The following is a 25,895-nucleotide window of genomic DNA, read 5'->3' as shown; positions in this document are numbered from 1 at the left end:
AGTATTTAACCTGCAGACATGATTTTAATATCCATTGGATATCCAGTTTGGCTACGTGCCCAAACACCATAAGGAGGGGCAATGCTAAGTTCTTTCACTTGTTGCCATGCGTTATTTATTGTAGGCATTGTATCGCCTGCAGCAACACTAAACTCATGCCCATTTGCGCTCTGGATGAAAGCATAATTTGACCCATTGGTTATCTGCACAGGTGTAGCAGTCAATGTGATTCGCTGTTGAGAGTTAGCCATATTAGCCCTCCAAGATTGAGATTAAATCTGATTTTGAATCACGAGCCTTGAACTCTTTGCCGCGATTTGTAATTTCTTCGCGCAATTTTTCTGCTGTCCAAGATGAATAATCAACAACTTCATCATCGGGTAGATCCCAATGATCAACATACTCAGCATCACGCAATTCCTGCTCATGCTCAGCGTTTTTGGCAACTACATGTTCATGATTCTTTTTGTGCCCTTTGTATAGAGCCTTCGGATATTCCTGCATTTAGATACCCTCAAATAGTTTTTGCTTTAAAAGGTAGCCTTCCAATTTCCAAATCTTTTCACGAGCATTTTGGCGAGCAATCTTGTTGCCAATTTCTTGATCAAAATTTTCTTTGCTAACACAAGCTGACTTTCCATCAATGGTAAATCCATTCTTTAAGGTAAGCTGGCAAATGACTGTGCGACCATCTGGAAGATTAGTATAAGTTTCACCAACAATCACACTATCAATATGCTCAGGCGTTAAACGTGGAGCATTTAAGCCTTTGTCTTGAATCTCTTGCTCAATTTGTTTTTCATTTGGCATTTCCATTACTCCAAAAATGACAACGCCCCAATTAAGGGGCATTTGTTGTCATCGATTAATAATTAAGACTGAATGATACGGCATGCATGCAATGGGCGAACAATCTGGAAGCCATACAGCACGTCAATACGCGTACGTTCATAGTCATTGTTACCATCACCAAACGTCATCACACGGACACTCACACCGCTTGGCAAGCGTGCGGTATAACCTTCACATGATGAAAGCACAGGTAACGGTGCAAATGCGGTAGTAAACGCATCTTTGTGGAATGCCAAGTTTTGGAAGCCATTGGCAGATACAACACTAATTGCAGCACCATTTGCAGGAAGCGCAGAGACTTTCTTGTTCGGCGTTGTTGCATTTAATGCAGGGTAAATTGAAACAGGTGTACTTGAACCAACGGTTGCATCAGCGGTTACAACGAAGTTCTGTAGAACACCTAAATCCTGACCTGTTAGTGGGTGTACAGCATTTACGCCAGCGATGGTGAATACTGTTCCTTTTGGCAACGTTCCACCAGTTGTCGCACTGGCGATCAATGTCGAGCCTGTTTGACTTGCACCAGTTACTGTAATCCCTGCCGCTGTACCGTTGTTAAATACAGGGATTGATTGATGCTCATAAAGATCAGCACCAAAAGCGGTGGCAACATAGCCTTGCAAATAAGCTTTTTCAGATGCGGTGGTTGGGTTGTACATGCGAGAAACTTCACCGCTTAATGCGACATTCGCATCACTAGAAAGTACAACTGAACGATCACCCGCAGGAGCAAGATAGCGATTCAAACGTGCGCGTGCAGAAGCCAATGCACCAGATGGTGTGCTGCCTGACAATGACATTGCCACTTGGTTTGGAACACCAAGCATACCACGTGCAATCAAATCTGCTTCAACAACTGAAGAAAGTGTCTGCATTTGAGGGCGTAAGATACGCTCTTTGAAGTCAGTGATGTTTAAGAGTTTTTCTTTCGCACCGAACTGAATCGCAATATGTTTTTGAGTATCAAGTGTTAAGCTCACTGATTCTTCAATAACATCGGTACCACCATTACCATTGGCAAATACCGCACCGTCATACACTTTACCCGAAGTTGGGATTTTGATTTTTACTGTGTCGCCTTTTTGGTAGCCTTGAACATCTTTACCAAATTCATCTTGGCGACCTTTGTTAATATTTGCAATGAATGGCGCTTCTTCTTCCAGCATTTTAGCTGCTTCACGCGCAATCATTTGATGCGTTAAAACTTGGTTACTCATAAATTATTTACCTTTCGCTTTTCGCTGTTCGACTTGCTCTCGATACCACTCGTCATCGCTCATATTTGATGGATCTCGAGAGGCAGGAGCATTGGCTTGTACTGGTTTGATTGGTTTTGGTGCTTTGCTGATTGGTGGGGCTGTTTTTGTGGTTTCTGCTGCTTTTGACCAAGAATCAACGCGCTCACTCAACAATCGACCAGCTTTGAGCTTTGAGGATTCAGACACCTCACGATGAAATTCTTCATCTTTTGCAAGCTCATATAGCAACTTGATTTGAGTTTCGCTGTCATAACCAAATTCTTCTGCAACTTCATCAAGCGTTACAGGCATTGAATATGGACGTTTCAACGCTTCCTGCACAACATTTTCAAAATCTTCATGCTGTTCAGAAAAAGTATGAATCGTTGCTTCAACTTCACTTTGCTTTTGGATTTGCGTCTTTTCGCTTTCTTGTTTACGCAGATTTTCAAGCACACGCTGCTCAGCTTTCGCCACGTGATACTCTTCAATTGCATCCTCATAATCGCTATAAGACTCAAAATCCTCAATTTTTGGTCGCTTAACTTCAGCAGTTTCCTGCTTGCTTTCGTACTCAGCTAACTTGCGCTTTGCTTCTGCAAGCTCGCGCGTGGTTTGCTCAATACGAATTTGAGCACGTGATTTTTTAGGCTTATCTGGTTCGGTTTTCTCAGGTTCCTGAGTTTCCTCCTTACCCTCTCCGCCTTCTTGAGTCTGCTCAGGTTCCTGAGTTTCCTCTTGCCCCCATTCCTTAATCTCTTGACTTTCTGCACCTGTGTTTTCCGTAGCGGTGGTTTCTACGTTGTCATTTGATTGATCTGGATTCATTGCTGTTCACCATTACCAAGTGATGGGAATAAATTCTCATCAGTAGCCATTGCGCTATCCCCGAACTGGCCAGACTCAGGAGCGAAGTTTTGTTGATCCATTTCATCAGGCATTAAAAAACCGCCATCTTGAGGCGGTTCTTGTGGTGCTTGTTGCGACATGTTAGACGGCGGATCAGGCTCATCTAACTGCGAAAAATCTTGTGGTTCATTCGTTTCGGTAGGCTCATTTGGGTCGTTTTTATCAAACTCACCTGGCTCATAATTATCTGTACTATCGCCATTTTGCAGCCATTGTGGTGGGATTTGGCTTAGAACGTCTTTTACCCCAAGCATCTGCTGTTTAAGCAACTCAGCAACACTACGAAGCTCTTGAACATCAGCACGACTTGCAGCATTAATCTGTGCAACCTGAATATCTTTGCGAGCCTGTAGTTCAACCTTCATCATTTCCAAGTTGCGGTCAGCATTCTTATCACTAAGCTGCTGTTGCAATGCATCCATATCAGATGTCATTTTCTGTACAACCTGATCGAGCTGCTGAATCTGCGCCTTGGCTTGCTCTGGATTAATACTGTCTTTGCCAAGTGCCTGCTGTGGCACAAGAATTTTTACCCGTTCAGCAATTTCTTTACTGTTCAGCAGTGGAGAGTTTGCAATCATCAAATCAGCAATCACGTTAAACAGGTTGGGATTTGTTTGAACAAGTTGCATCATGAGTGCGAAAGATTCTTCACGTTGGGTATTGAATGCTGGACCAGTGTCCATGCGAACATCAAAACGACCAACAGTTACATCATTTAGAATACCGTTGATTGCCTTTTCTTCCTCATCGGGCGTTTGTGGTTGAGCGTTGAGCTTAACTAGCTCACTATCACCATCGTTTCCGATGATTCTACGCACCATCTCTGTGTCATACAGAATTGGGAACAATCCGATCAAAACTCGCGCTGAATGACGAATTGTTTTGTTCACGTTATCCTGAAAATGGAACTGTGCTGTGTCCGCTTGGCGTTGTAGTAATCCGATTGCTCGTCCTGACTGATTATTTACCTCTTGACCCATCGTTGGGTTGTGCATATTTAAAATGTCAGGAATAAGCTGCTGTGCGCTTTGAGCAGCATTCAAAATCCCAACTGGTGGAGCTGCTGCACCAACTTTCTGAGGGTATGGAATTGGGTTGCCGTTGTCATCTGTGCCTTTAAAGCGTAAATACATTGCAGAGCTTGGGTTATTCCATTCCTCAAATCCTGCGATGCCACGGTCATCGACAATCGTCATTTCATCTTGGTTTTTCTGCAAGATATGTGCTTCAGTCGATTTCCAGTAATTGAAAAGTCGTTGAGCATCTTTCGCGAAGTGAACCAGTGAGAAAATATGGCGCTTGTTCTCAATCCAAGTGACCTCCCCATACACTGGAAAAATTGGGATCCACTTACCAGGGAAAACACCCTTTTCTAGAACTTTAGACGCTGTAACTTTTGCCCATTTGACTTCTGTACGAGTCGTTGATCGTTCAGCAGCAATCATTTCCTTAGGTATTTCAGTCTTGAGCTCAGATTTTAATACTGTTGTGCCGTCAGCCAGTCGGTATAACGTGTCTTTGATCTGTTCTTTGTAAAAGTATTCAGCAATGCACACGGCGTTATGCGTTGTGTTAAACCAAACTGGATTACTTGCATAATCAAAGTTGTCTGGAACAATATCGTCACCGTATTGCGCACGTAATTCCTCAAGCTCAACCCACTCACAGACCAATGCCCGCGTCATATCTGAGCCGTCAAGCTCTTTAGAAAGCGGATCGATATAAACTGCCTGTGGATTTACAATCGCTTGAAAGCGTGGCTCTTGATTGAATGAATGCTCATCCACGTAGTCAGTGACAATACGATAAAACCCAACGGCTGAATGCACCTGATTAGCTGCTGCAGTATCAAGCGCATTTTCAAAGTTTGATGCTTCTTCAACATCTTTGATTAGACCACCAAGAATCTCCGCCACTTCAGGATCAGCATCCGAATCCACTGGAACAACTTTCGCCTGTGGTCTGTTTTGACGCATTGTATTGATCTGCTGCTGAACATATGCACGAACAAGATTAATCTCAAGCGTTGGCTTGCCTTCATGCTTACGTTTTTCAAGTGCATGTCTATCCCACTGCGCACCCTCAATAGTCACAAACTCTTTATCATACAAGCCTTGGTCATAAATTGGTTGCCAGTATGCATGTGCTTCATTTCTAAATTTCTTTGCAGCATCAAGAATGATTTGATCTTCGTCTATTTTACTCATTTTATCCCATCCAAGAATTTGCTTTGCGTGGCGGTGGAGGTGCAGCAGCCTTCGTTGCAACTGTCATCTTGTTAATATTCAAAGCACCTTCACCAAAGGCATCAGCACTGTGCGAAGCCCAGTCATGCACAGGCGTTGGTTTAAACTGATCCAGTTTGTCGTTAAATTCACGTCTGTAGTTCTGCAATGCTCGAATACCATGCTTACAGTTTTCTGCGTCAAACCATGTGTTTTTAAGCATCTGGCGAGTTGCTTCGATACGATCTTCAACGCCTAATCGAGCGCCTTTTGTCATGCGATAACCAAGTGAAGCCATTGTTTGCTCACGGCTGACACCACTAGACAGGTCACGTGCTGCAATATCATGCGGTGCAAAGTGTTTTTCATAGTTATAGCCATACTTCTGTTTTTTCTCATCAAGGATGCGAGCGTAATGTGCCAAAGGTTCATTGTTCGCTTCGTAATGATCAATAACACGAATCTCTTTGCCGTAAACCTGAAAGAACCAGATTGCCGTGCTATCTAGAATCCCCAAGTCCCAAGATGTGTAGACTTGCAAGTTTGGATCATGTAGCACTTTGCAGATGCGATTTTCACGCTTAATTTGTTCAAATTCAGACTTGTAGATTGCACCATCTGCGATTTCTTTCGGCTTACCGAGCCAAACGTGCTCGTATTTCTCATAGTCATCGTGCATCATCTGCTCAGCCTCAAGTAATAGTTCTTCAGGGCAATTCTTATTATCTGTGTAGTTGATCTGAACAACAATTGTATCGTCACGCTCTTTCAAAACGTATTCAGCGTAAACCGCGTCACTCGGTAAATTCGGGTTCAAGCTCATTATGATCATGGGTTTTTCAGTACGAATGACTGTAGGAATTAGAATCGACAATGAGAAAGCGCCTATCGTTTGAGCTTCTTCAATCCATGTGATTGTTGCACCTTCAAACGATTTAATAGACTCAACAGTGTGGCTTAAAAGACCCGCAAAACTAAACTCAGTGCCGTTTAATCCACGGATTTCAGTGTCGAGAATCTCATAGAAAGCCCCCAGTCCGAGCGCAGCAATTCGATCTGACAACAACTTATGCACAGATTGCTTAATTGATTTCTGCACTTCACGACAGCAAAGAATGCGGTGTTTTCGTCTTGCGCCTTCAATCAATAGGAAATCTGCAATCTCCCAAGACTTACCACCACCACGACCACCGTGATAAACATAATTACGTTTCTTTTGAGTCCAGTGCTTGTAAAGTGGTTTGAACTTAGCTGGTACTTTCTTCTCCATCATCTTCAAATACCACTTTCATGCTTAAATCAATAGATCCGCCATCTTTACCAGTTAATTCATGTTGCTGTTTATCACGCCACTGATCAGGATTTCTATTTTTCAACCAAAATATGGCAGCTGTTGTATCTGGTGGTAATTCTTCCTCCACCTCAACAATTTCAATTCTCTCTTCTTCTAGTACGCGCTTTCCAAATGCATATTCAACACGCTTTAATTTAATAGCTTGCTTTTTCTTGATCTTAACTCCCTTCGCACGCTCATGAAGAGAGTTTGCAATCTCCATATCAGCGATTTCTTTTCCTCTTTTTATGGACTCCGAAAATTCAGAATGATCAATCTTCCATTTATTAATAGTTGATTCAGCCACTCCAAAGAAATTAGCCATTTGCTTATCTGTTGATCCAAGCAAACATAATTTATATGCTTGTACACAGTATTCTTGTTTATATCTTGATGGGCGACCTGCATTAGATTTTTTAGCCATAATCACCCAACCTTTCGGAATTTCTGAATAGTTCAAATAAGAAAAGAAAACCCCGCAAATATCTAGTATTTAGCGGGGTCTTATGTGCCGTAATCCGTTCGGCTAGTCATCAATCCAAAACAATCGTTTTAAAAATCCAAGCATGTCCTTCTCCTTGGTAAAACTGGCTCGCCATGTAGGACTTGAACCTACGACCCTAAAATCGGCTCTAACCAACTGAGCTAATGGCGCAATACAGGCAATAAAAAGCCCAACAAATTGTCAGGCTTCAAATGCAGTGAATTACTAATACTTCGTGCCACTGTACCATAAATCTATAATATTAATGACGTCACGTCAACAATCACTTTTTATATTCAATGAATGAATATCGAGCATGAATAGCAGCTAATCCACACTTGATATCAAACTTTGCATCCATAAGTGTTCGTTCATTGTTTACCAATCGAGAAACTGGCATCCCATAAAAGTAACGGTCAATCACAGCATCAAGCCAACCATCCAAAACTTCAGACTGTCCCTGCATATCCAAAATTAAACGCTGCACGGCGCGAGCTTCGTTGTCTGTAATCTCACACGTAACACCCTTGCTTGTTGGCTTCGGTGTTTGCTCATCACTGCACAGCCAGTCAGCCAAAATCTGTTCTTCTGCTTTGATCTTCTGTTTGCTCTTTTTTACAGCCTGATCCATTGCAACAGCAATCAGGTTCACGCTACGCCCACAAGTACCAGACACGCTACTCATCCAAGCCCCAAACTGGTAAAGCCATTCTTCAAGTGTGAATCGCTTCCAGTCCACAATTTGCATAATATGATTTACTGCTGCATTCATCACGCCACCTTTTCCCCTAAAGCCTTAATTAAATTCTCAATATCTCGAAGCAATCGCCCTGACTTAACTTGCTGTGTACTGCCTTTCAAAACGTGATAACCTAAAATCGCTGCCTGATTGTATTTTTCGCAGTCTCCTTCAAAACCTTTGCCGCGTGTGTGCCGACCTTGAGACCAGACACCACCCTCAACTTCGATCAGAATCGAATAACCATCAATCCGAAAATCAGCACGCCATTTACGCTCTGGGTGAAATTGAAACTCCTTTGTGTAAGCGATTTTCATAAGATCAAGTTGTCTTGCTAGTACGGCTTCACCGACTGACACAGCGCGAGGTTGCTTCTTGGCTTGTGGTCTACGTGCGTTTTTGATTTGTTTTGAGTAATTATTCATTGCAACTGTCGTCATTCGTCACCGCCTTTGAGTGCTTGTTCTATTTGGTATAAAGGAAATACAGATCGTGCTTCTTTCCATTTTTGAATTACTGCTAATCCTGCATCAATATTGCTTTGTCGCACCAAAACAGCTAACTCACGATCCTTTAGGTTTTTATTTAAATCTGTGACTTTGCTCTCAAGCTCCTCAATCCGTTTCTGCTGTTCTTGCCAAGCACCCCACTGCAAACCAATAGCCAAAGGCACTGATCTCCCTTGTCGGCTTGGAATATGCAATTTTCCATTGTGGAAAAATGCTATCGTGCTATGTCTTTGGATGTGCTGAATAAAACGAACCTCTGAATCATTAGTAGCACCAAAATTCTCTAGCTTTTGATAATAAATGCGCTCGCCATCGACTGTATAAAAGTGGCAAACTAAGCACTGGTCATATTGCTCTCGACAAGATGGGCATGATTTGAAACCGCTATGCATAACCAACCACCTCACCATTGCGCCATTGCGGGAATAAAACTTTTTTTACAAGCTTGTAGCCAGACCTGTATGAGTCACCCATAAAACTCAAGTCACCTTCTATAGATATTTTTAGGTATTTTCTATCAACTGTAACAAGGTGACCGTTATGCAAGACAGTGTCGCCATGCTTAATCTGATCTAAGGAAACTTCCACTATTTTAAATTCGCTCATAAAAACCCCAATGCATGATTTGTGCTGTAACCCGATGCCCCTGCGATAACGCAGAAGGCAATTAAAAGGATCATAAAAATTAGAAAGTCTCGTGGAGTCATGCTGCCACCTTCTTACATCTTGCATTTGACTTGTATTTCTCGGCATAACACGCTTTGCACAGCGTTTCTAAGCAACAAGAGCCATCTTTCTTTAAATACCCAGTGCCATAAAAGAACTCTTTTTCGGCTGGGTAATACTCATCACAGCCCTTGCAGTATTTCTCTAACCCCAATTCGGTTTCGATGTAGCGTGGTTTCTTGATCATGCTGCAACTCCTGATTCGCTGGCCTGCTTCTCCAATTTTTCAACGCTTTTCATTGCGACTAAGTAAGTGTCTTTAAATTCCATCTGCGTTACGCATGAAGTGCCAAATGTTCGCTGAGAAATATAATTTGGAGTGACATTCAGCACTTTTGCCAGTTGTGCGATTCTTCCCTGTTTTGCCTTGCACCAATTACGCAATTCCACATTGCCCTTGTAATGCGCGTATTTTTGCGTTTTAGCGATTTCTTTCTCTCGCCACGGATTTATACGTTCAACACGTTTAGATGGCTGCTTGGGCTTAAAATCGATGCCTGAGAGTGGCTTTACGCTGCCACCTCTAGCCAAGAACTTTTCAACCTCATTTTCCAGTTCTTCACGAAGTGATTTTTTCTGTGCTGACTGAGCAATGACATGTTTTGCGCCTTGAGCTGCAATGATGCGCTCGTTAAAAATTTCAGTTCTCATACCACACCTACCCCGCTTACCAATTTCCCTAAATTCAACCCATTAAGCTCAGAATGAGCCTTGAGTAATGCCTTCGGAAAAGACAAACCTTGAGCCTGATATTTCGCTGTCAGTTCTTCAATTTTTCGCTTTTCTTCAGGTGATGGCTCCGGAAACTTGGATTTTGCCGCTAAGATTGGTTTAGACGGCGCTTGCACAGCTACAGGAGAAATCCAAATCGCTTGCTGTTCGCCTTTTTCAACCATTTCAGCTACAACGTCACGGTAATTATCTTTAAACGCGTCATACGCTAAATAAGACGCTCTCTCGAAGTTGTTGGCATACTGCATTTGGTTAAAAAGCTCATAGCAGCGGTTGTATGCTTCTTTCTCTGCATTAGTGAGAGGATGCTTGTCATCCTGTAGCCACTTGATAATGTCTGCCAAAGCAGCATGCTTACCCTTGAATGATTCAATTGCTCGCTGTTGCTCGGTTCCAAAACCAACGATTCCAAGACACCATTTGCGAAACATTGCCGGATCTGGACAAAAGCCGTTATCACGGACCATCGCCAAGCCAGTATTGATCTGGTCACGTGTTAGGCCATCAATGCAGATTTTCATTGCATGATTGATCTGTTCAGTCGGGATACCCTCAAAGGTTTTCTCAAATGAACGTGGTGCAATCGCCTGAAAGATTCCAACTAGTTGAGCGGAGTTGACAGGCTGAATAGATTTTTGTTGATTAGAAACCAAATTCATTTGCTTGCTCCTCTGCGATTAGTTTTTGAATCTCTTGATAGCGGTTGGCCTTTTGGCTTTGTTGTTGAACAGGAATTGACTGCTGCTTAGGCTCAAACAGTCCTTGATAGTTGCCAGTGATGGATGTTTTTAGAGATTGGTTGCTGCCGTCATAACCCCACTTCATAAAATCTTTGTAGATCGTATTCAGGGCATTTTTGGTCAGCTTGGTTTTTGCCAGTTGTGAACGACTAGAAACGTATTGTTCCCAGAGAGAGAAATCACAGAGGGTTTTAAAGCGGTCAGAAGTGAGTTTGATTACTTCGTCATAAGACAGCTTGCGTGCCTTGTCTTTGCGCTCAGCTTCGGCTTTTGCTTTTTGCTGTTTAACAAAGATTGGATAGCTGTAAAAGTTCGCTTTCAACGGTTCAAAGGAGCGAAGCGACTTAATTAATAATTCTATAGATATAGTTCTATAAATTAGTTCTATTGTGTCTACAGTTTCTGTAGTACCTAGCACTACAGTTTCTGTAGTGGTGCACTCCATATTTTGTAGTGCTACAGTTTCTGTAGTGGCACTACATTTTTTGAAGTGGTCAACCAATGAAACCTCGTTAATACGGTATTCATTACCCTTTCGACTATGTTCGCTAACCAGTGAAATAACGCCAAGTTCAAGCAGCTCTTTAAGGCCTTTGCGCACAGTCATGGCACTTAGCTTTTTAGAGCCTTCTAGCTTTCCACCCTGCAACTGTATGTAGCTCACATGGTCCGTCACCTTGTCTTTGAATCCGTTAATACGGTCCTCAAGCTCGGCATAGACATTCTTTGCCGCATCACTTAAAAATGGGCGAACTTCATATCGATAAAGGCGGCTCGACATTACATAGCCCTTCTCGAACTTATCTGCCATTTTTTTACCTTTGACAAATGGGACGATATTGTCCTCATGTTTTTTGAGTGCTGTCATGCGGCACCTCGAACTTGAGACTTGGCCAACTCACCGGCGATCCACTCAATACCTTTCGGGGTAAATAAAGCATGGTTGAATGCATGACCTGAATCACTCACACCTGTTTTTACATAGAAGCGTTTGGTGTCTACATGGTTTTGGTATGCAGTCCACTCACCATTGAGCTTATACATGATTCGATTTGATTCTAAGAATTCACGGAATTTGTATTCTTTGATCTGCAATAGCTTTGCAACTTGGCGGAATGTCTTATTTCCATTCCCTGCAACGTATTTATCCACGAATGCAACTTTTGGAGCTGCGATTTCTAACTGGTGAATTACAGCTTGCTTTTGCTTTTCTTCTTCAATCCATTTTTTCGCGCGTTCGATTGGGTCTTCGATTGCGTAGGATGGTAAACCGACCTGAGACTCAAGCTCACGCCAGCGCTGTAAAACCGCATGACGTAATTTAATGCTGTAACCAGTGATAAGTGTTTCAACTAAGTCGCGAGTAAGCATGTATTCGATGTATGTTTGACTGTTTTGGGGGTGTGTCCAAGGTTGGGCATACCCTTCTGGATCTAAACCAAGTTCAACAAACATCACTTCGCAGTCGCGTTTTACATGGCGTGCCTCTTTGCCAGTTAATTCAGCAACTTCGCGATGGCTCATTCTTTTTTGATTTTGATTAAATTGTGCTAACATATTCACTGTTCATTTTCCTCGCTGGTTAGTTGAACAAATGACTCAGTAGTTACAGCTACTGAGTTTTCTTTTTTGTGGTGTACCAAAGTGCTCGAAGTACACTTGGCTTTCATCCTTGCTCTTGTCATACGCTCATACTTAGCATCAGCAACAAGTAGAGCTTTAGCTATGACTTCACGTATCCAATCAGCTTGGTCTTTGTCCTCAACTTCCGCCTGCACTGCTACTGCATCAAGCATTTCATCAGTGAATTTGATTGTTTTTGGTGTGGTTAACTTTCCACCCAAATACCCTTTTGCAATTGCTTCTTGCATATCATCAACTCCCACTTGGATGGCTCCGTTCAGGCTGTCAATTTTTCAAGGTCTGCTTTTAGCTTCCCTTTCGTTATCACTTGCAACCTTGCTTGTGTATCTGGCGGGATACCGCGATTGCGCCATTTACTTATTGCTCCACGGGTGTGCTTTAGAATCCGAGCTACATCGGAATCAGTTTTGACACCGTAGTGGATCTTTAAATCATCTACGGTCATGTTTACTCCAATAAACTATAAGTTTCCGTTAGTAAACCATAAGTTTCCTCACTGGTCAACTAGATTGTTTACGATAGGAAACAGCGAGGGAGAAAAACTTATGAATGAGATTCGAGATAGAATTATTCAGAGAATGAATGAACTTAAACTTAGACAAGCTGACCTTATTCAAGCTCTAGGGATAAGCAAAGGGACAGTTTCTAAATGGGTTTCAGGGGTAAATACACCGAGTTCTTCAGTCTTACCTGATCTTGCAAAAGTTCTACAAACCACCCCTGACTGGTTGATAAAAGGTAGTAATGTTCTGGCGAGCAGTGTTGTTTTACATCCAGTTGAATCGTGGGATGACGAAACACCACTTGATGACGATGAGGTTGAAGTGCCGTTTTTTAAAGACTTTAGTTTTGCTTGTGGCTCTGGATCTATTGGGGAGGCAATGGCGAATGAAAAGCGCAAATTACGTATGTCAAAAGCAACATTAAGAAATAGATCTATTGACAAGAAAAATGCTGTAGCAACACTTGCATCTGGCGATTCTATGAATCCAACCATTAAGGATGGGGATACGATTCATATTGATATAGGAAGAAAGACCATTAAGGATGGCAAAATGTTTGCTATCTGTCATGGTGGTTTATTTATGGCAAAACGTTTATATAACCTTCCACTTGGTGGTGTTCGAATTGTTTCTGATAATTCAGTGGAGTTCCCAGAGATAAGGCTAACAGCAGAGGAAATGATTGATCAGCAATTTGAAGTTATTGGCTGGATATGGCAGGTGGCAAGCCTAGAATCATGGTAGTTGTAGTTAATTAGAATAATCAAACCCACTGATTAGTGGGTTTTTTATTGCCTATATAAAATAAAAGTTTCCGACAATAAAAATAATTGTTTCCTTTAATAAACTTTTTGTTGACTTAAAAGTTTCCTTTGGTAAACTAAACCTCACAGACAAACAAAAGCCCCAACACTTGCAGGCGACGGGGCTTTTCAACACAACGAGGTCATTATGGAAAAAAATAAATCAACTGTCAAATTAATAGACCTAATCGTCTATTTCTCAGTTGCACTCGTCATTGCGAACGTCATTTTCTTCACTGCAATCAAATCGGCAGACCGTCAAGAGCATGAAGCTACTGTCGTGAAAGTACAAGTTCAAAGTGAGCATGAAGCTCAAAGCCTTTATCAAGCTGCGAAGGGGGATCGTCAATGAACATGATGTTTAAACCTGAGCTGCTTGCTCCATCTTTTGTCGGTTTCACTGTTGAAGTCACTGAAACAAAAAACAATGTAGTGTCTTTCGTCATGGAGTTTGGTTGCGTTCAAGTCGAGTGCGAAATGGTGGCTAATGAGCTAACTGAGAAAGCATATCTCGAAGATTACTTTCGCCCAGAACACGGCCGTGAAGTTGAATATACGCGCCTTGAAGTCGAGCTTAATGATCCTGTGCTTGTTACCAATAAAGGCTACAGCGACCTTGTAGACGGTCAGAAATTGAAGCTCACAGAAGAACAAATGCGCGAGCTAAACACGCAGCTCGAAAACCTTGCAAACGACAAATTTCAAGAATTATTGGCAGCTTAACGGCTGCTTTGGAGATCAATATGAATATGCCAGTACACCAAAATCAAAACCCTTTTGCAGTATCAGCACCACAAACTCAAGCAATGTCTACTGTTCAGGCTGATAGCCAACGTGCGGTTGCGGAAGTTCAAGCTGCTCTTGTGATTGCTAAGCAGTTCCCGCGTAACATGAATGAAGCTTGGGATCGTATTATGAATGCGTGCCAGCGACCAACTTTGGCTCAGTCGTCTGTTTACTCTTATGCAAAAAGTGGCACATCTATTACAGGCCCATCAATTCGACTTGCTGAAGCATTGGCACAAAATTGGGGGAATATTCAATTCGGCATTCGTGAACTGTCTGCTGAAAATGGCGAATCTACAGTTGAAGCGTTTGCTTGGGATGTTGAAACCAACACTCGTCAAACTAAGGTTTTTCAAGTTCGTCATTGGCGTCATACCAAGCAAGGTGGCTACGCTTTAACAGATCCACGCGATATCTATGAGCTTGTTGCAAGTAACGGCGCCCGTCGTCTGCGCGCATGTATTTTAGGTGTGATACCTGGTGATGTTATTGATGCAGCCGTAGCTCAATGTGAGCAAACAATTCGCGCTTCTGCTGATACATCACCAGAAGGTGTACAAAAACTTCTAAAATCTTTTGAAAAGCAAGGTATCACAAAAGAGGCGATTGAAAAACGCATCCAGTGTCGTATTGGGGCTATTTCTCCTGCTCAAGTTATCTCTCTTATCAAGATTGGTACAAGCATTAAGGATGGAATGAGTGCAGCTCAAGATTGGTTTGAGATTGCACCTGAAAAATCAATTCAGGAAGCTCCGAAACTCACTCTCAATGATGATGAATTTAATTCCGTGCTTGAGCAATTAAATGCAGGTGCAATTGATAAAGCATACATTTTAGATGGTTATGGCTTGACAGATGCTCAACGTGTAGCAGTGGAGGCTCAGTGATGAAACTATTCCGTTGCTCAAGTCTACATAAACTCATTGGTGACAGTCGTACAAAAGGCGCTGTCACCAGTGACACGGCAAAATCTGCAATCCGAGACATCGTGAAAGAGGATCTTTATAGTTTTCGCTCGTTCACTGGCAATCAGTACACAGCCAAAGGCAACCTACTTGAAGATATGGCAATCGAAATGTCAGGAAAGGTGCGTTTCAAGAATCTTAAAAAGCATGTTGGTCGAGTAAATACAGACTTAATTACTGGTGAGTGCGATATTCTTGATTTGAATGCACCAACCATCGGCGATACCAAGTGTACATGGGATATTGGAACTCATCCTTTCTTTATGGATGAAGCAATTGAGAAGGTTAAAAAGGCTGGTTATGACGTGCAGCTGCACGGCTACTTCATGGCTTATGAAGACTGGTATTTAAAAACCTTTGGTAAAGAAATTAAGTTTGAAAGTGGCTTTATCGATTTTTGGCTATTCCCTTGCCCCGCTGAGCTTTTGAAAGATTGGGATGACATTGATCAACTTGTTCACCTGGTTGAGAAAATTGATATTCGCGAGCGATTGACAACCGTAATCATTGAGCGTGACGAATCAATCATTGCAAAGATTCAAGAAAAGATTCCGCATTGCCAGAACTACTACGAAAAGCTGTTTGCTGAACGCAGTAAGGGCAGTATTGTTGCATAACACTACCCACCGACAAGGATGTCGCTTTAGGTAATTGGAGAACGTATGAATATTAATAATTTAGAAGTTATCAATCAAATAACGCGAATTCCAAATGAGTTATGCCCTGCTTTCATGGAGTGGTGCATTCGAGGTGGTCACAACATCAAAGTTAAGAAAGATGGCGTGACTATTCGCAAAGGAAAGCAAGTAGGAATGATTTTATGCCGTGGCAAGATTGAACCGAACTACTTGATGACTGAATATGTGATTGGTCGTTTTGAGTTATTTAGTCGCCAGTGGATGAAATATGGGCGAGATTTCTTTGAAGAATTGGACGGCGCCATGATGAAGAAATGCAATGGCATTCATAAGCATGCGGAAATTGAAAAAATGAGGATTGCGGCGTGAACAAGTTCCCTGAAAGTTTAGAAGAAATGAAGCCAGAACAGCGCTGGCAGTGGTTTGAGCGTCAAAAAGAGCTTTTGCGTAAAGCTGCAACCGATGGCGTTGAGGCAAAGCTTAGTTCTGATTTGTCTGAATGCTTCATGTTCATGCTCGATTTGAGCGAATTGAAACACTGTCAAATGATTGCCATGCATAACAATGCTGTTGTTGTAGCAGCATGTGCACTGATTGAGAAGGATGTCGATGAATCGCGCGACTGGTTAATAAACCTATTAGATCAGGCTGATGATCCAACTTGGCGGATGTATGGGAAGGCACAGGATTACTTTGATAAACATCATTTGCCATACCCTGAATCTATTCAAGAACATCGTGAAAACATTGCCAAACAAGACCAAGTTTTCACAGAAGACAATGAACGCTACGAAGCTTGGTACGAAAAAAATCTCTATCCATTAGTGTCAGGCGGTGAGAAATGAACACGGAAAAAATGAAGATGGCGCATGAGTATGCACTAGAGATTCTAAAAACTACTCATGCAAATCACGGATATTTAAATGAAGCAGAATTGGAAAATATCTCTGAAACTGCATGGTCTTTATCTGATCTTATGCAAGCTGAAGCTGACAAGCGTAAACATGTGGGGCTTCCTGAATTTGATCATGTAGAGGGGGTTTGAGATGGATATTAAGAAGAAGCAAGCAACGTGGAATCAAGAGCGACCATTGTTTGAAGCAAAGTATTGGCTTCCCGATCATTTTAGTTTTTTAAATTTTGATATGAAACAAGGTAACTATGTAATTAAGGAAGACCTAGACCCTATCTATGAAGATGATGCAACCGAAATCTATCACAGAGTGAATACTGGCTGGGCAATGTGGAAGAAATGCACATCAAGTATGAAAGCCGAAATTGATGATCTGAAGGCGAAGTTGGAAAAAGTGCAAGCAATAAAGCAAACGTATTTTTTAAGAGATGCTGATTATGTTGTTGATCATCCTTGTGAGTATGAGCTTAAGCCTGAGCTTGGTGAGGTTTTTGAGTTTGAAAAATGGAACCGCACAAAAGAGGTGAAAGTTTACATTGTGCAAATTTTCAAAAATGAAGATGAATATGAACTTGTTGAGTTTTCTTCAGAAGATGAGGCAGATAAAGCAGCCGCAGAAAACAAAGCCATGATAGAAGTAACACAGGGGGAAGAACAATGAAAAAAGTGATGCAGACTGTAATTGGCTTGGGCGGTAACTGTGAAAGCGCAACCATTGCAACATTGCTTAGTCTAAATATTGAAGATGTTCCAAGCTTTTGGGAAGGTATTGATACTGATTCCCCCACTGCTTCAGGTAATGGCATATTTTATCAGGATAATTTAAATCGATTTCTTCATAAGCATGGTTACAAGATGCTTAATTTAGGTGTTATTGAAGACCCAACAGAGGAGAATCAAAATTGGGTCATAGAGATTAGTAAACATCTTGGTGTTAAGCATTTAGTTGCAGGTATTTCACCTCGCGGCCATATGCATTCAGTAATTTATGAACATGGTGAGCTATGGCATGACCCACATCCTGAAGGTGGTGGGGTTATTCCTTGTCAGGTCTGTTTGCTTGTACCAATTTTTACTGAAGCACATGGAGAAGGTCATGAATAATATGTCTGAAAAAATAGCTCTAATAATTCGTGATGTTGCCGAATTGCCTGATCGTAATAGCCCTGAAGATTGGCCAGAGGCATTGATTGTGACTGATGATGAGCTTGAAGAAATTCTATCCAAGCATTTAACGAAAAGTTTTATGACTATTAAAAAAGCATCTGAACTGATTTGGTTTGACAATGGGATGGTGAATCAGCTTGAACCGCTTGATGAAAAACTTGAACTTTTAGATAAATGGTTAATCCAACAACCTGAAGCAGATCTGATGAAAATTGAGTCAGATTTAGCCAAGCTATCAGAAGAAGAGCTTAACTCGGTTTGTTGTGGAGATGAGACTGAACAAGAGAACCTCGCCTCAAAACAGGTTAATGAGTTTTTAGGCCGTATCTTTGATGAAGAGTATGCCGTAAACAAGCCATCACAGATGTGGAGTCATGCTTATGACTGACTTCTGCGTAATATGCCAAGGGTTTACCGTAAGAATTGATGGCTATTGTCAATATTGTGGAATGAAGTGAGGTGGGTATGCAAAAATACTTAACAACCAAAGAGGTTTGCAAACGGTTTAGTATCTCACGCATAACGCTCAACCGATGGCATGTAAGAACTCAATACGGCGTGCCATTCCCCCTTCCTGCGCTACCTAGTGCAGGAGGTGGACAGAAACGCTACTTGACCAAAGAAGTGAATCGATGGGAAAGAATGTGCATCGATAAATCAAAAACGGCTGCTTGATCAGCCGTTATTTTTTAGTGTATTTAGCTTTGCTATCCACTTCTCATATACTTCTGCTTGTTCTTTCACATAGTCATACAAATCATATGTTTCCTGAATTTTTGGCAAACTATGACCAATCATGATCTCAGCAATATCTTTACGATCTGAAAGCCTACTGAAGTTGGTACGTGCAGTACGGCGCAAGTCATGCAAAGACCAATGTTGCATATCCTCTTTTCTGAATCGACTTACCCATTTCATAATGCTCACAGGCAATGCTGTTGATGATGCGTTAGACATCATCTCATCGTCATTCGCGCCAGTGAATAACATCTTGCTTTTATTGAGCTGCATCGCTTCAACAATCAATTTTTCTGCATATTCAGGTATTGGTCGAATCAAGGTCTTATCGTTCTTGTACCCTGTCTTGTGGTTCTCAGGTGGAACAGTCCAGATCTTATTTTTTAGATCAAAATGCTTCTTCTCAGCATTACGAAGTTCACCATTTCTGCAACCATAAATTAGACATAGCTCAATAAATATCTTGTTCTTTTCAGATAATCTTGAGTATTTCAGGCATTCAAACAGGATTTTAAGCTCGTCATCGGATAGATAGCGCTTAGATGGCAGCATGGAGATATTTAAATCTTCTTTTGGGAAAATATCAGACAGTGAGTTATTTTCTATGAGCTCACGCTTAAGTGCCCATTTCATCATCTGCTTAGTGCTTGACAATAGATTTTTTGCTGTACCCGGTTGGCGTTGTGCCAAATCTTCAAATACCGTGAGCCAGTCGTTCACGCTTATTCGATCTGCAGGCAGCTTGCCCAGCTTTGGCAATATGTGGTTTTCAAATCTTCTCTTGATCTGTTCATGGTTTTTCTTTTGTGGTTTACAAAAATTCTCATACCAAGAATCAGTCAGATCAGATAGCGTTGTTGGATCAATATGCTTTTGCTTTTCGACTGCCAGTTCGGTTTTTGGGTTTTTACCCTGATCGAGCATTGTTCTTAGTCGATCAGTTTCAGAACGAGCATCTTTCAGACTCATGTGTGGATATGTTCCAAGATCAATGCGATATGGCTTGCCTGCGAATCGATAGCGTAACTGAAAGACAATCTTACCCTTTGGTGATACTCTCACGCTCATTGAATCACGGTCAGAAACTTCCTCTACTTTTTCACGAGGTTTTCCGTTATTATTTTTAAGCCAAGTGTCAGTTAATGCCATGGTTCTATGTACACAAAATGAAAGTTTTTTGTTGATGTGAAAATATGTACAAGATTATGTACACAAATCACATGACTTGAAGCTTTTCATTATGTATCAGCATGAATCAGTTATAAAGACAGAAACCGCAGTTTTATAAATATTGATGAATCAGTTTGATTCAGAGTGATTTAGTAGTTTTCACAGACTAATATTTATGCTAAAACTAAAAAGTAATATACTATAGGGTATGGTCTAAAATAATTTAGGCTGCAGTCTTATGAAAATTACACAACAACAGACCTCCAATATGCTGCAACAACATAGCCAACCCAGATTCAAGATTGATTTTGGTGCAGTTTGTTTTTTTGTACTTGGTATGTTCTTGCTTGGTTTTTTTCTACACCAGATTACTTAAATAAAAAACCTCATCATATTGATGAGGTTTTTTTTGGCTTACCGTTCAACTTAACCGTGACGTTTTGCAAAGTCATCCATAAAACTCACCAATGCCTGTACACCTTCAAATGGTACAGCATTGTAAATACTGGCACGCATACCACCGACTGAACGGTGACCTGCCAAGTTTAACAAATGGTTGGCTTCAGCTTCTTGCAAGAACAATTTATCTAAATCGCTATCCGCCAAAGTAAATGGCACATTCATCAATGAACGGTTCGCTTTCACAATCGGGTTATTATAAAAATCACTAGAATCGATGTAACCGTAGAGCAACTCAGCTTTTTTCAAGTTAATTTGATGCATTGCTGGTACGCCACCATGTTCAAGTAACCACTCAAACACCAAACCAGACAAATACCATGCATAAGTTGCAGGTGTATTCACCATAGAGTCATTTTTAGCTTGAGCCGAATACTTCAACAAACTTGGAATTTCTGGTTTTGCCTGATCCAGCAGATCTTCACGGACAATCACAAGAGTCAAACCAGCAGGACCGATATTTTTCTGTGCACCAGCATAGATCAAACCAAATTTGCTGACATCAATCGGCGCAGACAAAATGCTTGAAGATAAATCAGCAACCAATGGCGCTTGAGTTTCAGGAATATGGCTGAACTGTAAACCACCAATCGTTTCATTTTCGCAATAGTGCACATAAGCAGCATTGTCAGAAAACTGCCAAGTTGCAGGATCAGTAATCGCGGTTTTGCCATCAATTTGTGTGCCCGCTTCAATCACATGCACATTGCCATAACGCTGAGCTTCTTTAATGGCTTTTTCAGACCAAATGCCTGTATGAATATAATCGGCTTGGCTATTTTTACCCAATAAATTCAGTGGGATTGCAGAAAACTGTAATGTTGCCCCACCTTGTAAAAATAATACTTTGTAATTTTCAGGAATGTTCATGAGCTGACGTAAATCAGCTTCTGCTTTCTCCGCAACTGCCACATAATCTTTACTACGATGGCTCATTTCCATGATGGAAACGCCCTTACCATGCCAATCTAGGAGTTCGCTTTGAGCTTTTTCTAAAACGGCTGTTGGTAATGCTGCAGGACCAGCACAGAAATTGTACGCGCGCATGATTTCTTCCTTCATGAAGTAAATACAATAAAATGTGATGGCATTTAACCACAGAATGCCAAATGATGCAGTAATTTCCTAAGTTAATATTTCTATTTAGAGCAAACATCTGCTGTAGTTTTTTAGTGCTAGTAGATGCAAACATATGTAATATTTGACTTATTTTTATTCATAAAAAAAGCCATACTTAAATGTATGGCTTTTTGAATCTTGGCTCTCCCACCTGGGCTCGAACCAGGGACCTGCGGATTAACAGTCCGTCGCTCTACCGACTGAGCTATGGGAGAATCTGGAACAGAATTTTAGAGATAAAGCAGCATACAGTCAAGAATTCTGATTTAAATATATATATAAATCAATTAAGTGTTCTAAAAATAAGCAACCATCAAGAATTTAAACATCAAAAAAAAGAGCCTTTACAGGAATAATAATAAATAGATTGATGCAAATAAAAAAACTGAGCCTAGATAGAGAGTATTACTGGCAAAATATTTTGGCATAAAGAGTACATAAAATTTTGTTTATTCAATACCCTTCATTCATCGATTTTCTTTTACGCTATAAAATAAAAGTAATATAAAAAAAGTATGAATGAATTATATAAAAATAATATAAAAAAAGTATGCATTAATTACATAAAAGAATAACAGCTAAAGAGGCTAGAAAAATAGTTATAAAATCGATACGAATTTATATGTTCAGGAATAGCATTTATCTTAAAAACACACAACGCCCAATGAAATTCATTAGGCGCTTCGCTTCTATTTTAGGAGAAACAGTAACATCATAATTGATCAAGAAGCTTCTTTATATAAACGTCCGCCCGGGATCTGGCTAAAATATGCTTTCAAAGCTTCAATACAACGTTGGGTTTTCATTGAACGCTGCGCTAGCGGTGCAGCGACTGCATACAAGGTATAACTTGGTAATTTCCAGTCAGGTAAAACCTCGATCAACTCGCCATTCATCAGCTCTTTTTGTACATCTAAATACAAAACTCGAGCCAAACCCAGACCATTTTTACATAAAGCTTTGACCACACAAATATTATTACTACTCATTCGTGCTTTCATTTCCAGTTCAACACGCTGGTCAGACAAATTGTGCTGAAAGAAAAAACGATGCCAATGCTGCATGCTATACACAGGCAAAATATTATGCTGTTTCAAATCTTCTGGGACATTGATTGATGCTGTTTGATTGAGATAATCTGCTGAAGCCACCAAAACTTGTTCAACCCGAGCCAAAGGAATGGTATCAAACGTCGTTTCTTCAATCTTAGGTGCCATACGCAAAGCAATATCAATATTATTTTTTTGCAAATCAATAAATTGTGTATCAACATCAAACTTCACACTTAAACCGCGGTGTGCAAACAACCACTGAGATAGCGCTGGAATAATATGATTCGCGGCTAACTCAGGTGTCGTTGCGATGTGTAATTCACCAATCAGATCATCACGTAACTCATTCATACGAATCTTGCCACGTTCAGCTGCTGCGAGCATCTCTTTACAACTCTGATAAAATACTTGACCTTCTTCAGTCAAACTAAGTTTTCGAGTTGATCGATATAGCAGGATTGCGTCCATTTCCTGCTCTAAAGAGCGAATTTGCTGACTGACAGCACTCGTAGTAATTCCCAACACTCGGGCAGCACCACTAAAAGAGTTCTGTTTGACAACACAAGCAAACACTCCCATTGCTCGAAGTTGATCTAACATTACCTTCCCTCGGTATAAAAAAGCGTGATCTAATCATAATACGCCTGAATACCTGAAGAGAATTCAACTTTTGCATTAAGCTTTATGAATTTTTTGCAATGAGTTGCATTGGATCAATCGGTTTTCCGTCTGAGCGAATCTGAAATTCCAGCATCACACGATCTGTTCCTGTTGAACCCATTTCGGCAATTTTTTGTCCTGCAGATACAGTCTGACCACTCTTAACCAGCATTTTGCTATTATGCGCATAAGCACTGATATAGCCATTGCTATGCCGAATTAAAACCAAATTCCCAAATTCTTTCAAACCGTTATCTGCATAAACAACTTGCCCTGCTGCTGTTGCAACAACAGGATCACCTTGCTGTCCACCAAAGCGCACACCTTTAATATTGCTGGCAAGATTATAATTTTGAATAATTGGATTATTAGATGGAAGTATCCATTGCAAACCATTATTTACAGGTGCTGGTGCAGGCTGAGTTTGTGTACGCGTTGCGGCTGGTGCTGCGACTAAAGTTGTAGTCGATGGCATAGGCAATTCACGGCGCTGAACTCTTGGAGCAGTTTGCTGTGATATTCGGCTATTGGTATGTACCGTAACGGGTGGTGTCGTTGTAGAAGATGGCGCTGAACCTTTTAATTTAAGTGACTGATGCACAAAAATTGTATAAGGCGGCGCAATCCCATTCAAACGTGCGACTGCCACATAATCTAGCCCATAACGTGCTGCAATTCCGCTTAAGGTATCTCCAGAACGTACCGTATAGTAATTTGGGGCTGTAGCATGACTATATCGTGTTGCCTGAACCTGCGGTTTAGAGGCACATCCTGTAAATGCAACCATTGAAAATGCAGCGACAGATAAAAATAGTGGCTTCAACCACGTTGTTTGTTTTTGTTTTTTAACAAAATACTGTTGCAACACCTGCATCAACTTTCCTCTCTATCAAAGAAAACGTTCTATTCATGGGCTAAGATTAACAAAAAAAAATTGTGACACACCGAATTGATCCGATTTGTCACAAAGTCTCAACACAGCAGCACAAAGAAACCTCTTCACTTTAGACAAGCTGTTCGTGTAAATGCTGCAAGATTTGATAATTGGTTGCATCCATCTGAATGGGGGTAATGCTGACATAGCCATGATTGACTGCATAAAAGTCGGATTGCAAATGATGTTCAGTTTTAGCAGGCTCAGCAACAGCTTCCCCAGAAAGACCAATCCAGTACACTTGACGCCCACGCGGATCGACATGACTACTAATCGGCTTAGATTGACTACGACGCCCCTGATAAGTCACTAAAGACCCTTTGAGTTCTGGAACATCGGGAATATTAATATTTAAAATATGCCGCTCAGGCAACTGAGGCAACCCTTGAGCAATAAAATCATGTACCCATTGTGCTGCCACCTGATAATCCTGTGCAGACTGGTAATTACGGACATGCGTACCAGACAATGACACTGCAATTGCAGGATGTGTCGTTAAACGCCCCTCAAATGCTGCACCCACCGTACCAGAATACAGCACATCATCACCAAGGTTAGCGCCACTGTTAATGCCGCTTACCACCAAATCAAACTCGACATCAAATAAACCATTCACTGCCAAGTAAACACAGTCCGCAGGCGTGCCATTGACCGCCCATACATCTGGCATAATTTCAATAGGACGTAATGGACGATCAAGCGTCAGTGCACTAGAAAATCCACTACGTTCAGATTCTGGAGCGACAACCACGACCCTACCCAAAGGCTTTAACGCTTGTGCTAAGGCTTGTATTCCTGGTGCAAACACACCATCATCATTGGCAATTAAAATATTCACAAAAAAACTCTTAGAAAAAAACTACTTGCTGGTTTAAGCCTAGAAGTATATATACTGGCGCAATCGAATCCACTAAAAATTTGTGTGCAATATGATCTATTTTGCAAAACGTCTTTTCTGTGCAACTTTTACCTTGGGTATGATGTTATCTGCATCAGCAAATTCTGATTTCACCCCACAAGAACAAGAGAGCCTCACCAAAGGAGGCCTCGCCTCTTTGCAGGTTCTATCGGAGCTATGTCATCAGGTCATCGGCAAACATCCACAATTTCAGCAAAATATGCAACGCCTGATTGACCAAAACCAGCATATTCTGTCGCGCTCAACATCTCTTCAAGAACTACCGCTAGATCATGAATATCAATCCTTGCTTGCAGAAAGTAAAAGTAATAGTCAAGAAATGAGCCAATCTGAATTAAAAGCAGCATGTGAAGAAGTGCTGAATGCCAAATAAGCACAAATTTTATTCGCTTTATAAATTCAACTTAACTTACTGTTTTCATTTTAAAAAAATGAGTAAAAATACAGCTTTAATACAGTTTTCCTGCTGTTATTTTTGCTAAAAACAGGTAATCTTTATGCACTGTTTTAGTAATGATATTTAGCTCATGATCAAGTCGATTACACATAAATTAATAATTGGTTTACTTTGCGGTTCAAGCTTAGGCATCTCACTGGCTTATGCTGAAGCGCCAACAGAAAAAATTGAAGTTACGTCTGAACACAACGAAACAACCCCTGAAGAACTGGCTGCGATCGTTGTTCTATCTCAGCTATGCACAAGTTATGGTTTCAATAAAGACCCGAACTATCAGACAGGTTATGCAGCACTGGTCAAAGAAAACATGCCTGATGAAAAAGACCCTATACAGGCATTAGAACAGCGTGCTAAACAGAAAGATTTCCAAAAATATATTATTGAAGCGCAAAACGATGCCAAAAAGGCTGGTGAACAACAAAATAAAGATATTTGCGGTGAAATTTCGACCTTAAATAAAGATTCTTAATTTCGTTAC

At 41.0% G+C, this 25,895-nt stretch carries 38 protein-coding genes and 1 tRNA gene; 14 read left to right on the top strand and 25 right to left on the bottom strand.

Annotated features, from left to right (window positions below; genetic code table 11):
- Nucleotides 1–5: 5 nt before the first annotated feature.
- From ACX1N5_RS04090 to ACX1N5_RS04000, 19 genes are all read right to left on the bottom strand, one after another.
- Nucleotides 6–251 carry a hypothetical protein gene (locus ACX1N5_RS04090; protein ID WP_458800588.1) on the bottom strand — a complete coding sequence of 82 codons (246 nt, stop codon included), beginning with the start codon at nucleotides 249–251 and terminating at the stop codon, nucleotides 6–8.
- A 1-nt stretch (nucleotide 252) separates the two neighbouring features.
- Nucleotides 253–504: a hypothetical protein gene (locus tag ACX1N5_RS04085; protein ID WP_458800590.1), complete on the bottom strand. Its 252-nt coding sequence runs from the start codon at nucleotides 502–504 to the stop codon at nucleotides 253–255.
- The gene (locus ACX1N5_RS04080; RefSeq protein ID WP_458800592.1) at nucleotides 505–810 is read right to left on the bottom strand and encodes a Gp49 family protein; all 306 of its coding nucleotides are present in this window, start codon (nucleotides 808–810) and stop codon (nucleotides 505–507) included.
- Nucleotides 811–872: 62 nt separating this feature from the next.
- The gene (locus ACX1N5_RS04075) at nucleotides 873–2,069 is read right to left on the bottom strand and encodes a P22 phage major capsid protein family protein (protein ID WP_458800594.1); all 1,197 of its coding nucleotides are present in this window, start codon (nucleotides 2,067–2,069) and stop codon (nucleotides 873–875) included.
- Nucleotides 2,070–2,072: 3 nt separating this feature from the next.
- On the bottom strand, nucleotides 2,073–2,918 hold the full coding sequence (locus tag ACX1N5_RS04070) for a hypothetical protein (RefSeq protein ID WP_458800596.1): 846 nt from the start codon (nucleotides 2,916–2,918) through the stop codon (nucleotides 2,073–2,075).
- Nucleotides 2,915–5,209 (bottom strand): portal protein, encoded by a 2,295-nt coding sequence (locus tag ACX1N5_RS04065; protein WP_458800598.1) that lies wholly within the window; start codon nucleotides 5,207–5,209, stop codon nucleotides 2,915–2,917. The genes ACX1N5_RS04070 and ACX1N5_RS04065 overlap by 4 nt, the downstream gene beginning before the upstream one ends.
- Before the next feature lies 1 nt (nucleotide 5,210).
- Entirely contained in the window at nucleotides 5,211–6,500 is a 1,290-nt protein-coding gene (locus tag ACX1N5_RS04060; RefSeq protein WP_458800600.1) for a PBSX family phage terminase large subunit, read from the bottom strand.
- The gene (locus tag ACX1N5_RS04055; protein WP_458800602.1) at nucleotides 6,475–6,984 is read right to left on the bottom strand and encodes a hypothetical protein; all 510 of its coding nucleotides are present in this window, start codon (nucleotides 6,982–6,984) and stop codon (nucleotides 6,475–6,477) included. Before ACX1N5_RS04055 ends, ACX1N5_RS04060 begins: the two co-directional genes overlap by 26 nt.
- Nucleotides 6,985–7,327: 343 nt before the next feature.
- Nucleotides 7,328–7,816, bottom strand: a complete 489-nt coding sequence (locus ACX1N5_RS04050; RefSeq protein ID WP_458800604.1) for a hypothetical protein — start codon at nucleotides 7,814–7,816, stop codon at nucleotides 7,328–7,330.
- Complete coding sequence (locus ACX1N5_RS04045; protein ID WP_458800606.1) at nucleotides 7,816–8,223, bottom strand: hypothetical protein; 408 nt, start codon at nucleotides 8,221–8,223, stop codon at nucleotides 7,816–7,818. The genes ACX1N5_RS04050 and ACX1N5_RS04045 overlap by 1 nt, the downstream gene beginning before the upstream one ends.
- The gene (locus tag ACX1N5_RS04040; RefSeq protein ID WP_458800607.1) at nucleotides 8,220–8,684 is read right to left on the bottom strand and encodes a hypothetical protein; all 465 of its coding nucleotides are present in this window, start codon (nucleotides 8,682–8,684) and stop codon (nucleotides 8,220–8,222) included. The genes ACX1N5_RS04045 and ACX1N5_RS04040 overlap by 4 nt, the downstream gene beginning before the upstream one ends.
- Nucleotides 8,677–8,898 (bottom strand): hypothetical protein, encoded by a 222-nt coding sequence (locus ACX1N5_RS04035; protein ID WP_131381075.1) that lies wholly within the window; start codon nucleotides 8,896–8,898, stop codon nucleotides 8,677–8,679. The genes ACX1N5_RS04040 and ACX1N5_RS04035 overlap by 8 nt, the downstream gene beginning before the upstream one ends.
- 97 nt (nucleotides 8,899–8,995) lie before the next feature.
- Nucleotides 8,996–9,205 (bottom strand): hypothetical protein, encoded by a 210-nt coding sequence (locus ACX1N5_RS04030; RefSeq protein ID WP_458800609.1) that lies wholly within the window; start codon nucleotides 9,203–9,205, stop codon nucleotides 8,996–8,998.
- A complete protein-coding gene (locus ACX1N5_RS04025) occupies nucleotides 9,202–9,669 on the bottom strand; it encodes a hypothetical protein (protein ID WP_458800611.1) in 468 nt (155 codons plus the stop codon). The genes ACX1N5_RS04030 and ACX1N5_RS04025 overlap by 4 nt, the downstream gene beginning before the upstream one ends.
- Complete coding sequence (locus ACX1N5_RS04020; protein ID WP_458800613.1) at nucleotides 9,666–10,409, bottom strand: hypothetical protein; 744 nt, start codon at nucleotides 10,407–10,409, stop codon at nucleotides 9,666–9,668. The genes ACX1N5_RS04025 and ACX1N5_RS04020 overlap by 4 nt, the downstream gene beginning before the upstream one ends.
- Nucleotides 10,393–11,358 (bottom strand): hypothetical protein, encoded by a 966-nt coding sequence (locus ACX1N5_RS04015; protein ID WP_458800615.1) that lies wholly within the window; start codon nucleotides 11,356–11,358, stop codon nucleotides 10,393–10,395. Before ACX1N5_RS04015 ends, ACX1N5_RS04020 begins: the two co-directional genes overlap by 17 nt.
- Nucleotides 11,355–12,047 (bottom strand): phage antirepressor KilAC domain-containing protein, encoded by a 693-nt coding sequence (locus ACX1N5_RS04010; RefSeq protein ID WP_458800684.1) that lies wholly within the window; start codon nucleotides 12,045–12,047, stop codon nucleotides 11,355–11,357. The genes ACX1N5_RS04015 and ACX1N5_RS04010 overlap by 4 nt, the downstream gene beginning before the upstream one ends.
- A 2-nt stretch (nucleotides 12,048–12,049) precedes the next feature.
- Nucleotides 12,050–12,361, bottom strand: a complete 312-nt coding sequence (locus ACX1N5_RS04005; RefSeq protein ID WP_458800617.1) for a hypothetical protein — start codon at nucleotides 12,359–12,361, stop codon at nucleotides 12,050–12,052.
- Nucleotides 12,362–12,390: 29 nt separating this feature from the next.
- On the bottom strand, nucleotides 12,391–12,579 hold the full coding sequence (locus ACX1N5_RS04000; protein WP_458800619.1) for a Cro/CI family transcriptional regulator: 189 nt from the start codon (nucleotides 12,577–12,579) through the stop codon (nucleotides 12,391–12,393).
- 100 nt (nucleotides 12,580–12,679) lie between these two features.
- On the opposite strand from ACX1N5_RS04000, the gene ACX1N5_RS03995 reads away from it, so the two are divergent.
- The 11 genes from ACX1N5_RS03995 (at nucleotide 12,680) to ACX1N5_RS03945 (ending at nucleotide 18,297) form a co-directional block, all read left to right on the top strand.
- Nucleotides 12,680–13,381 carry an XRE family transcriptional regulator gene (locus tag ACX1N5_RS03995; protein ID WP_131381095.1) on the top strand — a complete coding sequence of 234 codons (702 nt, stop codon included), beginning with the start codon at nucleotides 12,680–12,682 and terminating at the stop codon, nucleotides 13,379–13,381.
- A gap of 207 nt (nucleotides 13,382–13,588) precedes the next feature.
- Nucleotides 13,589–13,792, top strand: coding sequence for a hypothetical protein (locus ACX1N5_RS03990; protein WP_458800621.1), 204 nt, complete (start codon nucleotides 13,589–13,591; stop codon nucleotides 13,790–13,792).
- Nucleotides 13,789–14,163, top strand: a complete 375-nt coding sequence (locus ACX1N5_RS03985; protein ID WP_458800623.1) for a hypothetical protein — start codon at nucleotides 13,789–13,791, stop codon at nucleotides 14,161–14,163. Before ACX1N5_RS03990 ends, ACX1N5_RS03985 begins: the two co-directional genes overlap by 4 nt.
- Nucleotides 14,164–14,183: 20 nt before the next feature.
- Nucleotides 14,184–15,113, top strand: coding sequence for a hypothetical protein (locus ACX1N5_RS03980; protein WP_458800626.1), 930 nt, complete (start codon nucleotides 14,184–14,186; stop codon nucleotides 15,111–15,113).
- Complete coding sequence (locus ACX1N5_RS03975; protein ID WP_458800628.1) at nucleotides 15,113–15,808, top strand: hypothetical protein; 696 nt, start codon at nucleotides 15,113–15,115, stop codon at nucleotides 15,806–15,808. Before ACX1N5_RS03980 ends, ACX1N5_RS03975 begins: the two co-directional genes overlap by 1 nt.
- A 45-nt stretch (nucleotides 15,809–15,853) precedes the next feature.
- Entirely contained in the window at nucleotides 15,854–16,198 is a 345-nt protein-coding gene (locus tag ACX1N5_RS03970) for a hypothetical protein (RefSeq protein WP_458800630.1), read from the top strand.
- Nucleotides 16,195–16,674, top strand: a complete 480-nt coding sequence (locus tag ACX1N5_RS03965; RefSeq protein ID WP_458800632.1) for a hypothetical protein — start codon at nucleotides 16,195–16,197, stop codon at nucleotides 16,672–16,674. The genes ACX1N5_RS03970 and ACX1N5_RS03965 overlap by 4 nt, the downstream gene beginning before the upstream one ends.
- Nucleotides 16,671–16,874: a hypothetical protein gene (locus ACX1N5_RS03960; protein ID WP_458800634.1), complete on the top strand. Its 204-nt coding sequence runs from the start codon at nucleotides 16,671–16,673 to the stop codon at nucleotides 16,872–16,874. The genes ACX1N5_RS03965 and ACX1N5_RS03960 overlap by 4 nt, the downstream gene beginning before the upstream one ends.
- A 1-nt stretch (nucleotide 16,875) precedes the next feature.
- Nucleotides 16,876–17,403, top strand: a complete 528-nt coding sequence (locus tag ACX1N5_RS03955; protein WP_458800636.1) for a hypothetical protein — start codon at nucleotides 16,876–16,878, stop codon at nucleotides 17,401–17,403.
- On the top strand, nucleotides 17,400–17,846 hold the full coding sequence (locus tag ACX1N5_RS03950; protein ID WP_458800638.1) for a hypothetical protein: 447 nt from the start codon (nucleotides 17,400–17,402) through the stop codon (nucleotides 17,844–17,846). Before ACX1N5_RS03955 ends, ACX1N5_RS03950 begins: the two co-directional genes overlap by 4 nt.
- A complete protein-coding gene (locus ACX1N5_RS03945) occupies nucleotides 17,839–18,297 on the top strand; it encodes a hypothetical protein (protein WP_458800639.1) in 459 nt (152 codons plus the stop codon). Before ACX1N5_RS03950 ends, ACX1N5_RS03945 begins: the two co-directional genes overlap by 8 nt.
- Nucleotides 18,298–18,584: 287 nt before the next feature.
- Here the strand turns inward: ACX1N5_RS03945 and ACX1N5_RS03940 are convergent, their stop codons facing one another.
- Nucleotides 18,585–19,796 carry a tyrosine-type recombinase/integrase gene (locus ACX1N5_RS03940; RefSeq protein WP_458800641.1) on the bottom strand — a complete coding sequence of 404 codons (1,212 nt, stop codon included), beginning with the start codon at nucleotides 19,794–19,796 and terminating at the stop codon, nucleotides 18,585–18,587.
- 259 nt (nucleotides 19,797–20,055) lie between these two features.
- Between ACX1N5_RS03940 and ACX1N5_RS03935 the strand changes: the two genes are divergently transcribed.
- Complete coding sequence (locus tag ACX1N5_RS03935; protein ID WP_165494811.1) at nucleotides 20,056–20,193, top strand: hypothetical protein; 138 nt, start codon at nucleotides 20,056–20,058, stop codon at nucleotides 20,191–20,193.
- A gap of 50 nt (nucleotides 20,194–20,243) precedes the next feature.
- Here the strand turns inward: ACX1N5_RS03935 and serC are convergent, their stop codons facing one another.
- The 5 genes from serC to surE all read right to left on the bottom strand — a co-directional run bounded on the left by serC (nucleotide 20,244) and on the right by surE (nucleotide 24,879).
- A complete protein-coding gene (gene serC, locus ACX1N5_RS03930) occupies nucleotides 20,244–21,323 on the bottom strand; it encodes a 3-phosphoserine/phosphohydroxythreonine transaminase (RefSeq protein WP_458800643.1) in 1,080 nt (359 codons plus the stop codon).
- A gap of 211 nt (nucleotides 21,324–21,534) precedes the next feature.
- Nucleotides 21,535–21,610: transfer RNA gene (locus ACX1N5_RS03925), tRNA-Asn, on the bottom strand.
- A gap of 507 nt (nucleotides 21,611–22,117) precedes the next feature.
- A complete protein-coding gene (locus ACX1N5_RS03920; protein WP_131380055.1) occupies nucleotides 22,118–23,047 on the bottom strand; it encodes a LysR family transcriptional regulator in 930 nt (309 codons plus the stop codon).
- Between the two features lie 82 nt (nucleotides 23,048–23,129).
- Complete coding sequence (locus ACX1N5_RS03915) at nucleotides 23,130–23,981, bottom strand: peptidoglycan DD-metalloendopeptidase family protein (protein WP_458800645.1); 852 nt, start codon at nucleotides 23,979–23,981, stop codon at nucleotides 23,130–23,132.
- A 130-nt stretch (nucleotides 23,982–24,111) separates the two neighbouring features.
- The gene (surE, locus tag ACX1N5_RS03910) at nucleotides 24,112–24,879 is read right to left on the bottom strand and encodes a 5'/3'-nucleotidase SurE (RefSeq protein WP_131380059.1); all 768 of its coding nucleotides are present in this window, start codon (nucleotides 24,877–24,879) and stop codon (nucleotides 24,112–24,114) included.
- Nucleotides 24,880–24,970: 91 nt separating this feature from the next.
- Between surE and ACX1N5_RS03905 the strand changes: the two genes are divergently transcribed.
- Both ACX1N5_RS03905 and ACX1N5_RS03900 read left to right on the top strand, forming a co-directional pair.
- Entirely contained in the window at nucleotides 24,971–25,333 is a 363-nt protein-coding gene (locus tag ACX1N5_RS03905; protein WP_458800647.1) for an MCR_0457 family protein, read from the top strand.
- Nucleotides 25,334–25,487: 154 nt separating this feature from the next.
- Nucleotides 25,488–25,886 carry an MCR_0457 family protein gene (locus ACX1N5_RS03900; protein WP_004751366.1) on the top strand — a complete coding sequence of 133 codons (399 nt, stop codon included), beginning with the start codon at nucleotides 25,488–25,490 and terminating at the stop codon, nucleotides 25,884–25,886.
- The last annotated feature ends 9 nt before the right edge of the window (nucleotides 25,887–25,895 follow it).

It is taken from the genome of Acinetobacter sp. ANC 4636 (assembly GCF_054454555.1).
The sequence above is the reverse complement of the archived record's forward strand: the minus strand, read 5'-3'. Positions and strand labels throughout refer to the sequence as shown.